The sequence below is a fragment of the Micrococcus sp. Alg238-R198 genome (assembly GCF_900537135.1).
Taxonomy (GTDB): Bacteria; Actinomycetota; Actinomycetes; order Actinomycetales; family Micrococcaceae; genus Micrococcus; species Micrococcus luteus.
On sequence record NZ_UNRH01000001.1, the window covers coordinates 363017 to 373826 of the forward strand.

The window sequence follows — 10810 nt, forward strand, 5'->3', positions numbered from 1 at the left end:
CTCTGGGCCGCCGCGGTCGGGCGACCCGATCGTCTCAGGGTAGAGGGGTCGGCGGACGCGTTAGGCGGCTGTCCGCAGGGGGCGGACGTGGCGGGTGACGCGCACGGCCGGTTAGGCGGAGGTCGGCGCCGCGCTGCGACGATCTCGCGGCGGCTCCGTTCGCGGGAGGAAGGTGAGCACGCGGCACCGCAGCCACGAGGTCTCGTCGGCGGGCGTGCAGGGGCGGACCACATCGTCCATGGTGGGATCTCCATCAGGTGCCGGGGCGCGCTCGACGGCCTCATCCGAGGCGGGCGCGCGAGGGGCGGGGGCGGGCAGTGACGCGGGGGCGTCAGCGCAGGAACATCCACATGAGCGTCGAGTATACCGGGCGGCGCGCGTGGGCGACAGGGGCCCCGACGCCCGGTCCGCCGACGACGCCCACGTATCCTGCGGGCATGACCGCGTCCCCCTCCCCCGCCCCGCCGCAGCCCGGCCGGACGGGCCGGGCGACCGTCGTCGTGATCGGCGCGGGCCAGGCGGGGCTGTCCGCCGCCTACCACCTGCGCCGCCGCGGCTTCGTGGGGCTGGGTCCGAACGACGACGGCGCCGCCGGCGTCCCCGAGGACGCCCCCGGCACGTTCGTGGTGCTCGACGCGGAGACCGCCCCGGGCGGGGCGTGGCAGCACCGCTGGGACTCGCTCACGATGGCCACCGTCAACCACATCCACGAGCTGCCCGGCGACCCGGTGCCGCCGGCCGACCCGGCCGCGCGCGCCAACGCCCTGCTGCCGGCCTACTTCGCGGACTACGAGGCACGGTTCGCCCTCCCGATCCGGCGGCCCGTGCGTGTGAGGCGCGTCGAGCGGATCGGCGAGCCGGGACGTGCGCGCGGGTTCTTCGTCCGTACGGACGGGGCGCCGGGCACGTGGCGGGCGGACTTCGTGGTCAACGCGACCGGCACCTGGACGTCCCCGCGGTGGCCCTCGGTGCCCGGGATGCGCTCGTTCCGCGGCCGGCAGCTGCACACCCATGACTACGTGTCCAAGGACGAGTTCGCCGGGCAGCGGGTGGTGATCGTGGGCATGGGCGTCTCGGCGACGCAGCTGCTGGCCGAGATCTCCACGGTCGCGGACACCCTGTGGGTGACCCGCCGCGAGCCGCAGTGGCAGGACTCGGCCGCGCCCGGCGCCCTGGCCGAGTCGGTGCGCGGGGTGGACGAACGGACCCGTGCGGGCCTGCCGCCGGGCTCCGTGGTCGAGGCGACCGGGATGCACCGCTCGTCCTGGGTGCGCGAGGCCGAGACACGAGGCGCGCTGGTGCGCCACCCCATGTTCACGGCCGTCGAGCCGGACGGGGTGCGGATGCCCGACGGCTCGTTCGAACCGTCGAACGTGATCCTCTGGGCCACCGGCTTCCGGCCGGCGATCCGGCACCTCGCTCCGCTGCGGCTGCGCACGCCCGCCGGCGGCATCCGCGTGGCGGGCGGGCGCGCCCTGGACGAGCCGGGCCTGTTCCTCCTCGGCTACGGGCCCTCCCAGTCCACGGTCGGGGCCAACCGCGCCGGGCGCGACGCCGTGCGCGCGATCCTCGCGGACCTGGCCGGGCCGGCGTCGGGCTGAGGGCCGCGACGACCCGCTGGCTACCATGGTCGCCGTGAGCTCCGCATCCCACTACTTCGACGCCGACCCCTCCGCGCCCGAGCGGCGCCGCACCCTGCGGACCCGCCTGGCCGGCCGCGACGTCGAGGTCCAGACGGCCAACGGGATCTTCTCCCCGGACGGTCTCGACAAGGGCACCGCGGCCCTGTTCTCGGCCGTGCCCGCGCCGCCGGCGACGGGCCGGTTCCTCGACGTCGGCGCGGGCTGGGGACCGATCGCCCTCACGCTGGCAATGCGGTCGCCCGAGGCGGAGGTGACCGCCGTCGAGGTCAACGACCGCTCCCTGCAGCTGACCCGCGACAACGCCGCGGCGCTGGGCCTCGGCAATGTCGTGGCACTGCGGCCGGAGGACGTCCCCGAGGGCGCGGAGTTCGACCTCATCTGGTCCAACCCGCCCATCCGGATCGGCAAGCCGGCGCTGCACGCCCTGCTGGAGCGGTGGCTGCCACGCCTGGCCCCCGGCGGCGAGGCCTGGCTGGTGGTGCAGAAGAACCTGGGCGCGGACTCGCTGCTGCCGTGGATCGGCCGGATGCTCGAGGAGCGCGCGCCCGGCCGGTTCACCGCCGAGCGGGCGGACAGCGTCAAGGGCTTCCGGATCCTGCGGGTGGCGCGGGCGCGCTGAGGCGCCGTTTCCCGAACGACAGCGGTTCGTGGCCCGCCGTTTCCCGAACGAAAGCGGTCAGGCGGTGAGTTCGCCGTCGAAGACGAGCTCGGCCGGGCCCGAGAGGACCACGTGCTCGGCCCCCTCCGGGCCCGGCACGACGTCCACGGCCAGCACGCCACCGGGCACCTCGACGAGCCACGAGTCCGAGCCCTGGTCGCCCGACCACGCGCGCATCGCCACCGCCGCCGCGCACGCGCCCGTCCCGCAGGACTGGGTCTCGCCCACCCCGCGCTCGTGCACGCGCATCCGCACGCGGCCGACGCCCTCGCGCACGAGCGGCTCGTGCGCGGCCACGAACTCGACGTTCGTGCCGTGCGGCGGGGCGGGGTCCACCTCGGGGGCGCGGCCCAGGTCCAGGCCCTGCAGGTCGGCGAAGGAGGCCAGCGGGACCACGGTGTGGGGGTTGCCCATCGAGACGCTCAGCGCCGGACGCGGATCGGTGAGGCCGTGGGCGAGGACCATCGAGTCCGACGCCGCCTCCTCCGCCAGCTCGGGGTTGAGGTACGACCAGGGGCCCATGTCGATCGCGTAGCCGTGCTCGAGCCGGGTCACGGCCTTCACGCCGGCGCGCGTGCCGATGGTGATCGCCCGGCCGGGGGCCAGGTCCACGAGGCCCTTCTCGACCAGGAAGTGCACGAAGACGCGCACCCCGTTGCCGCACATCTCGGCGATCGAGCCGTCGCCGTTGCGGTAGTCCATGAACCACTCGGCCTCGGGGTGCTCGGCGAGCAGCGCCTCACCCTCCGGCAGGCGTGCCGAGCGCACGGCGCGGATGACGCCGTCGGCGCCGATCCCCCGGTGCCGGTCAGCCAGCCGTGCGACGCGCTGGGCGTCGAGCTGCGTGTTGCCGTCCGGGTCGGCGATCAGCACGAAGTCGTTGCCCGTGCCATGGCCCTTCGTGAACGGCACGCGCGGCGCGCTCGCGTGGAGGGGGTCCTGGGCGGCGGGCGCCGCGGGCTGCTCGGTCATGGGCCCAGTCTAGGTGGCGCCCCCGGCGACGACGGCGAGCGCCTCCGCCACGACGTCCTCGCCCTGCGCGTCGAGCCAGACGACGCGCGGGTCGGCCCGGAACCAGGTCTCCTGGCGTCGGGCGAACCGGCGCGTGGCCACGACGGTCTGCTCGGCCGCCTCCGCCTCGGTGAGCTCGCCGTCGAGGACGGCGAGCATCTGGGCGTAGCCGATCGCGCGGGACGCGGTCGGTCCCTGCCGCAGCCCGTCCGGCCCGGGGACGTCAAGGCGGCGGACCTCGTCCAGCAGGCCCTCGGCCAGCATGCGCTCCACCCGGGCCGCGATCCGCCGGTGCAGCTCGGCCCGGTCCAGGCGCAGGCCGAGCTGCACCACGGGGGCGACCTCCGGGGCGTACGTGCGCTCCGGCATGAACGCGGAGAACGGGCGGCCCGTCAGCCGGCACACCTCCAGCGCGCGCACGATGCGGCGGGCGTCCTGCAGCCGCTCCGCCGAGACCGGGTCCAGGGCGGCCAGCTCGGCCCTCAGCCCGGCCAGGCCCTCCCGCTGCGCGCGCGCCTCCAGCTCGGCCCGCAGCGCCGGGTCCGTGGGCGGGAACTCGAGCACGTCCAGCGCCGCCCGCACGTACAGCCCGGAGCCACCCACGAGGATCGGGGTCCGACCCCGCGCGCGGATCTGGTCGAACAGGTCGCGGGCCGCGGACTGGAAGGCCGCCACCGAGGCCTCCTGGCCGACGTCGAGCACGTCCAGCTGATGGTGCGGGACGCCCTCGCGTTCAGCCTGGGTGACCTTCGCCGTGCCCACGTCCATCCCCCGGTAGAACTGCAGGGCGTCGCCGTTGACCACCTCGCCGTCCAGCGCGTGCGCCAGGGCGACGGCGAGGGCGGACTTGCCCGTCGCCGTCGCCCCGACGACGGCGACGACGGGCGGCCGGGCCGCGGCGGCGGACATCAGGACCGCGGGCGCAGGGTCGGCATGCCGAGGCTCGTGGCCCCGGAGCCGCCCGCCGTGCCGGGGGCGGGCGCGCCGCACGACTCGGCCTGGGCGCGGTCCCACGCGTCGCCGGCCCGGGAGCGGCGCAGGACGTAGTCCTGTGCGGTCGGGTCGGCGACGGCGAAGAACGGGTGGGCCTCGGTGACCGTCACGGTGACGAAGTCGCCGGGGCGGGGGGTCTCGGCGCCGGCGGGCACGGAGAAGTGCACGAGCCGGTTGTCGGGTGCGCGCCCGGGCAGGCGGCCGCGCTCCGCGGCCTTGGAGCCGGAGTCGGCGGTGACGAGCAGCTCCTGGCGGGTGCCGACGAGCGTGGCCATCTCCTCGGCCGAGATCCGGTCCTGCAGGGCCACGAGGCGCTCGAAGCGCTCCTGGACGACGGCCTTGGGCACCTGGTGGTCCATCTCCCCGGCCGGGGTCCCCGGGCGGATGGAGTACTGGAAGGTGAACGCGGAAGAGAAGCGGGAGGCCTCGACCACCCGCATCGTCTCGGCGAAGTCCTCCTCGGTCTCCCCGGGGAAGCCGACGATGATGTCCGTGGTGATGGCGGCGTGCGGGATGCGCTCGCGCACCTTCTCCAGGATCCGCAGGAACTTCGCGGACCGGTAGGAGCGGCGCATGTCCTTGAGCACCTTGTCCGAGCCCGACTGCAGGGGCATGTGCAGCTGCGGCATGACGTTGGGGGTCTCGGCCATCGCGTCGATGACGTCGTCCGTGAACGCGGCCGGGTGGGGGCTGGTGAAGCGGACGCGTTCGAGGCCCTCGATCTCCCCGCACGCGCGCAGCAGGTTGGCGAACGCGCCGCGGTCGCCGAACTCGACGCCGTAGGTGTTCACGTTCTGGCCCAGCAGCGTGACCTCGACGGCGCCGGCGTCGACGAGCGCCTGCACCTCGGCGAGGATCTCCCCGGGGCGGCGGTCCTTCTCCTTGCCGCGCAGCGACGGGACGATGCAGAACGTGCACGTGTTGTTGCAGCCCACAGAGATGGACACCCAGCCGGAGTGCGTGGAGTCCCGCTTGGTGGGCAGGGTGGAGGGGAACACCTCGAGCGACTCGAGGATCTCGATCTCGGCCTCGGCGTTGTGGCGCGAGCGCTCCAGCAGCACGGGCAGGGAGCCGATGTTGTGGGTGCCGAAGACGACGTCCACCCACGGGGCCCTGCGCTGGATGGCGGCCTGGTCCTTCTGGGCGAGGCACCCGCCGACGGCGATCTGCATGCCCGGGTGCGCGTCCTTCACCGCGCGCAGGTTGCCGAGGTTGCCGTACAGGCGGTTGTCCGCGTTCTCGCGGACCGCGCACGTGTTGAAGACCACGAGGTCGGCCTGGGCGTCCTCGGCGACCGGGGCGTAGCCGGTGGACTCGAGCAGGCCGGAGATGCGCTCGGAGTCGTGCACGTTCATCTGGCAGCCGAAGGTGCGGACCTCATAGGTCAGACCCTCGTGCGGGCGCGCGGCGGCGCCGTCCTGCGCGAGCGGGGTGGTGCGGGGGGTGGGGTCCGTCAGAGTCACCGCACCATTCTAGGAACTCCGGGCGCGGCCCGGATCCGCTCACTCCTCGTGCTCGGCGAGGACCTCCTTCACGACGGCGAACGCGAGGCCGCCGCCGTAGCCCTTGCGTCCCAGCATGCCGACGAGGCGGCGGGTCACCTTGTCCCGCTCAGCCCGGGCCTCCGGCGAGGCACCGCCGGGGACGGTGCGGCCCCGCAGCCGTCGGCGCACGAGGTCGAGGGCGGCGGCCCGTTCGTCCTCGCCGTCGATGGCCTCCAGCGCCTCGGCGGCGATCTCCCGGTCCACGCCCTTCTGCTGGAGCTCGTGCCCGAGGGCACGGCGCGCCAGGCCCTTGCTTCGGTGACGGCTGCGGACCCAGACCTCGGCGAAGGCGGCGTCATCCACGAGGCGCACCTCCTCGAAGCGGTCGAGGACGCGCTCGATCAGCTCGGGCTCGGCCTGGCGCTCGGCGAGCTTGCGTTCGAGCTGGCCGCGGGAGCGGGGGCCCAGGGCGAGCTGGCGCAGGACGACCTCGCGTGCGGCCTCCTCGCGCTCACGCGGTGCGGTGGGCAGGGGCGCCGGGCCGGGGCGACGTCGGGGGCGGTCGGTCTCGACGGCGGGGCGGGGATCCACGGCCGGGCGGCCCTCGTCGCGCGGGCGGCCACGCCGCGAGGGCGTGGTGGTGGCCCGCTTCCGGCCCCGGCGCTCGGTGTCCTCCCGGGTGTCCTCGCGCCCGGACCAGGGCAGCGTCCGGGGCCCGGCGCCGGGCGCGGGGCTGGGCAGGTCGCTCGCGCGAGTCAGCAGGGCCCCGAGATCCGGTGCCACGCCGGGGGCGGGATCCGGGACGTCCCCCGCGGGGGTCCCGGCATCGTGCGCGGGCACGGCGTTCCGCGCGGCCTCCGTGGCGTCCGCGTCGGACGACGTCGGCTCCGGTGCGCCGGCCAGATCGAGCCACATCCGGCCCACGTCCGAGTCCCGGGCGTCGTCGAACGCGGACGCACCGGGAGCGGAGCCGCTCCGGCCGGTCGTCTCCGACCGGTGGGCGGCCCCGCCTCCGACGTTCCGGCGCGATCGGGTCATCCGGCCGCGGTGTCCCCCGGAACCGCGGTCAGGGCCGGGGCCTCGTCGTCCTCGGCCTCCGGGGCCACGCCGATGCCGAGCTTCGTGAGGATGCGCTCCTCGATCTCGTTGGCGAGGTCCGGGTTGTCCTTGAGGAAGCGACGGGCGTTCTCCTTGCCCTGCCCGAGCTGGTCCCCGTCATAGGTGAACCACGCGCCGGACTTCTTGACGATGCCCTCCTCGACACCCATGTCGATCAGGCCGCCCTCGCGGGAGATGCCGACCCCGTAGAGGATGTCGAACTCGGCCTGCTTGAAGGGCGGGGCCATCTTGTTCTTGACGATCTTCACGCGGGTGCGGTTGCCGACGGGGTTGCCGGCCTCCTTGAGGGTCTCGATGCGGCGGACGTCGATGCGCACGGACGCATAGAACTTGAGCGCCTTGCCGCCCGTGGTGGTCTCCGGGGAGCCGAAGAACACGCCGATCTTCTCGCGCAGCTGGTTGATGAAGATGGCCGTGGTCTTGGTCTGGTGCAGGCGGCCGGTCACCTTGCGCAGCGCCTGGGACATGAGGCGGGCCTGCAGGCCGACGTGGGAGTCGCCCATCTCGCCCTCGATCTCGGCGCGCGGGGTCAGCGCGGCCACGGAGTCGATGACGACGATGTCCAGGGTGCCCGAGGAGACGAGCATGTCCATGATCTCCAGGGCCTGCTCGCCGGTGTCCGGCTGGCTGACCAGCAGGGCGTCCGTGTCCACCCCGAGCTGGCGGGCGTAGACCGGGTCCAGGGCGTGCTCCGCGTCGATGAAGGCCGCGATGCCGCCGTTGCGCTGCGCGTTGGCCACCGCGTGCAGGGCCAGGGTGGTCTTGCCCGAGGACTCCGGGCCGTAGATCTCCACCACGCGGCCGCGCGGCAGGCCGCCGATGCCCAGGGCCACGTCCATGGCCACCGAGCCCGTGGGGATGACCTCGACGGGTGCCTGGGTCTGGTCCCCCAGCCGCATGACGGAACCCTTGCCGAACTGCTTGTCGATCTGGGCGAGAGCGGCCTCGAGGGCCTTCTCGCGATCCGTCACCTTGCTCATCCTTCACCCCTAGCTCTGGTGGTGCTGCCGCGGACGCTGGAGCGCCCGCCTCGGTCATGTCCGTGAATCTACGGGGGGCGGCGGACACGATAAGCGTGGCCGGCCCCGCCTGTGCACGAGATCACCCCGTCGCACTGCTGTGCAGGACTCTACCGCATTCTTCGAACACGTGTTCGAACAGGGGCAGTGCCCCGCCAGCGCGTCGCGGCGTCAGCGTTTCGGCGGCACGTCCCGACCGAGACGCCGCTCCTGCGGGATCTCATGCAGGTCGCAGACCGCCAGCCAGACCCGCCGCGGGTCCACGCCGGCGGCGAGCGCCGCCGTCGCGGTGGTGTCCAGGCCGGGCAGGTGCAGGGAGTCGGCCACGAGGCCGGCCCGGGCGGGGCCGAACTCCTCGTCCATCAGCCAGCGGAACTCGCTCTCGCGCACGGGCGGTCCTCTCTGTGGTCGGTCGCGGGGTCAGGGACGGGGACGCAGACGGCGCGGGCGCCCCGAGACGGGGCGCCCGCGCCGTGGGTGTGGCGGGGTCAGCGGCCGGCCAGCGAGCCCAGGCTGGGGTCCGTGAGGTCGTCCGGCAGGGTGTCCGGGACGACCATGCCCTCCTGCTCCACGAGCCGGTCCGAGACCTCCCGCAGCAGGTAGGACAGCGGGATGTCCAGCGCCTGGCAGATCGAGGCCAGCAGCTCGGAGGAGGCCTCCTTCTGGCCGCGCTCCACCTCCGACAGGTAGCCGAGCGAGACACGGGCATCGTGCGAGACCTCGCGCAGGGTGCGGCCCTGGAGCTGCCGGACGTCGCGCAGGACGTCGCCGATCTCGTGGCGGAGGAGGGGCATGCTGCGCTCCTTGATGTCGGGGGCGGCCGCGCGGGGACGGGGCTGGTCATCGACCCAGCGCGTGATTCCGTGGGAATGGACGGGATGTCGCATCATGTCTATCGCCTGCTCCTGGACTTTTCCTGAAGGCACCGGGCCGCGGGCCTGATCCCGCGAGGCACTCTTCTTGACTCATTACATTCAACGTCGGGCGGGGTCGCGTTCATTCCCGAGGCACGGCCTCCCCCTCCCTCGGGCGTTCCGCGGCCCCGTCGCCCCCGTGCCGCTCCGAGCGCCGATGCCGTTCCCGCAGGGAGTACGTGGCGTTCCGGATGCGGTCGGAGTCGTCCAGGCTCGAGCCGACGGCCCCGGCCATCGTGCCCATCGACGCCGCGAGCCACACGAGCCGGACGTAGTCGCCCACGCCGCTGGGCTGGTCGAGCTCCTCCCCCAGATACTCCACGGGGATGATCATGAGCGCGACCAGCAGCAGCGTCACGAAGAGCAGCACGTAGACGACGGTGCAGGCCAGGCCCACGGTGAGCACGGTGGAGAGGTTGTCCAGCCGCGAGCTGTGCCGGTGGGCCGCACCATGCGTCCACAGACCGTTCGTGGTGACCAGCCACGCCACCAGCAGCACGACGGACAGCACGCTGACCGCCGCGAGCCGCCCCGGGGACATCACGCTGGAGAGCACCCAGATGGAGCCGAAGAACACGCCGTAGGCACCGGCCGCGCTGGCCGAGGCGATCGTGAACGTCATGTCCCGCGGCATGAGCAGCGGCCGGTTGGCCATCACCATCCCGGCCAGCAGACGCAGCGTGCCCGTCCAGCCCTTCACGTACACCGTGGACGTGCGCCGGGACCCGCCGCCCATCCGGGTGGTCGTGGTCACGTCCGCGTCGACGTCGACCAGGGGGGCGATGCCCCGCAGTGCGTCCGTGTCGGGCTCAGGGGGCTCGTCCGTCGGGGACCGGTCGTCGTCCTCCTCCACCTCGCCGGACTCGTCGGAGGACTGCACGTCCAGCTCCCCGTCCGGCGGGTCCACGTGGGGGGCGGTGTCGATGTGCTCGACGATCCGCAGCACCGTCTCCCGCAGCCGGCGGGCCGGGGTGATGACCCCCAGCGCCGGGACGCACACGACGCCGACCCGCAGCTGCGGCACGACGTCCGCCACCACGCCGCGCCGGTCGTCGAACCGGGGCAGGTCGACGACGGCGACCACCGTGTCCCATCCCTGCCCGTCCGCGAGTGAGCGGACCGGCTCCTCCAGGACCATGCCCCCGGTCGCACCGACCGGCAGCGACTCCTGCCGTGTCTCGACCCGCCAGCCGCCGGGCTGCGGCAGGCGTTCGTCGAGCCGGTCCTCGACGTCCCCGGCGATGCGGCGCACGAGGGCCCACGGGGTGCCCGGGTCGGCCACGAGGCCGATGACGCGGGGGCCCGGGGCGTCGTCGCCGTCCTGCGGTGCATGCTCGGGCGGGGTGGGAGGCGATGCGGTCTCCATCGCGCCGAACCTACGCGCCGGGTCGGGCCGGCACCAGGGACGGGGCGCCGAGTCGGGTCGGTCGGCGCCCCCATGCAGCCTCAGTGGCCGGGGCCGGCGAGCAGGTGCGTCAGGGCCTGCAGCGCCGCGGCGACGGTGGCCTCCCGGATCGCGGCCCGGTCGCCGTCGAGCCGGAGGAGGATCGCGGTGGCCGCGCCGTCGCGCTCGCCGCCGAGCACGTCCAACGCGTTCGCGTCCGCGTCGGGCACGGCCAGGCCGAGCCACACGGTGCCCACCGGCCGGCCCTGGTGGGGCTCGGGCCCGGCGACGCCCGTGGTGGCCACGCCGACGTCGGCGCCCAGGGCCGCGCGGGCGCCGAGGGCCATCCGTCGGGCCACGTCCGCGTCCACCGCCCCGACCCGCGTGAGCAGGTCCTCGGGCACACCCAGCAGGCCGGTCTTCACGGCGTTCTGGTAGGCCACCACGCCACCGTGCAGCACGGCCGACGCCCCGGGGACGTCGGCCAGGCGCGCGGCCAGCAGGCCGGCGGTGAGGGACTCCCCCGTCGCCACCGTGCGGCCCGCGTGCGCGAGCGCGTGCACCACGTCCTGGGCGCCTGCCATG

11 protein-coding genes are annotated in these 10810 nt (G+C 74.5%); 2 read left to right on the top strand and 9 right to left on the bottom strand.

Annotation, left to right across the window (positions count from 1 at the left end):
• Positions 1–437: 437 nt before the first annotated feature.
• Both G6R13_RS01645 and G6R13_RS01650 read left to right on the top strand, forming a co-directional pair.
• Entirely contained in the window at positions 438–1601 is a 1164-nt protein-coding gene (locus G6R13_RS01645) for an NAD(P)-binding domain-containing protein (protein ID WP_163720925.1), read from the top strand.
• Between the two features lie 25 nt (positions 1602–1626).
• Positions 1627–2262 carry a methyltransferase gene (locus tag G6R13_RS01650; RefSeq protein ID WP_163720927.1) on the top strand — a complete coding sequence of 212 codons (636 nt, stop codon included), beginning with the start codon at positions 1627–1629 and terminating at the stop codon, positions 2260–2262.
• 57 nt (positions 2263–2319) lie between these two features.
• Here G6R13_RS01650 and dapF read toward each other — a convergent pair whose 3' ends face one another.
• From dapF to G6R13_RS01695, 9 genes are all read right to left on the bottom strand, one after another.
• A complete protein-coding gene (gene dapF, locus G6R13_RS01655; protein WP_163720929.1) occupies positions 2320–3273 on the bottom strand; it encodes a diaminopimelate epimerase in 954 nt (317 codons plus the stop codon).
• A 9-nt stretch (positions 3274–3282) separates the two neighbouring features.
• Complete coding sequence (gene miaA, locus G6R13_RS01660) at positions 3283–4221, bottom strand: tRNA (adenosine(37)-N6)-dimethylallyltransferase MiaA (protein WP_036336805.1); 939 nt, start codon at positions 4219–4221, stop codon at positions 3283–3285.
• On the bottom strand, positions 4221–5768 hold the full coding sequence (miaB, locus tag G6R13_RS01665) for a tRNA (N6-isopentenyl adenosine(37)-C2)-methylthiotransferase MiaB (RefSeq protein WP_123244241.1): 1548 nt from the start codon (positions 5766–5768) through the stop codon (positions 4221–4223). Before miaB ends, miaA begins: the two co-directional genes overlap by 1 nt.
• Positions 5769–5807: 39 nt before the next feature.
• Complete coding sequence (locus G6R13_RS01670; RefSeq protein WP_041104261.1) at positions 5808–6827, bottom strand: regulatory protein RecX; 1020 nt, start codon at positions 6825–6827, stop codon at positions 5808–5810.
• The gene (recA, locus tag G6R13_RS01675; protein ID WP_041104259.1) at positions 6824–7888 is read right to left on the bottom strand and encodes a recombinase RecA; all 1065 of its coding nucleotides are present in this window, start codon (positions 7886–7888) and stop codon (positions 6824–6826) included. The genes G6R13_RS01670 and recA overlap by 4 nt, the downstream gene beginning before the upstream one ends.
• Positions 7889–8098: 210 nt before the next feature.
• On the bottom strand, positions 8099–8317 hold the full coding sequence (locus tag G6R13_RS01680; protein ID WP_123244240.1) for a DUF3046 domain-containing protein: 219 nt from the start codon (positions 8315–8317) through the stop codon (positions 8099–8101).
• Between the two features lie 98 nt (positions 8318–8415).
• Positions 8416–8817: a helix-turn-helix transcriptional regulator gene (locus G6R13_RS01685; protein WP_036315027.1), complete on the bottom strand. Its 402-nt coding sequence runs from the start codon at positions 8815–8817 to the stop codon at positions 8416–8418.
• A 106-nt stretch (positions 8818–8923) separates the two neighbouring features.
• Entirely contained in the window at positions 8924–10207 is a 1284-nt protein-coding gene (locus tag G6R13_RS01690) for a hypothetical protein (protein WP_123244239.1), read from the bottom strand.
• Positions 10208–10287: 80 nt separating this feature from the next.
• A complete protein-coding gene (locus G6R13_RS01695) occupies positions 10288–10809 on the bottom strand; it encodes a nicotinamide-nucleotide amidohydrolase family protein (protein WP_169577768.1) in 522 nt (173 codons plus the stop codon).
• Between the last annotated feature and the right edge of the window lies 1 nt (position 10810).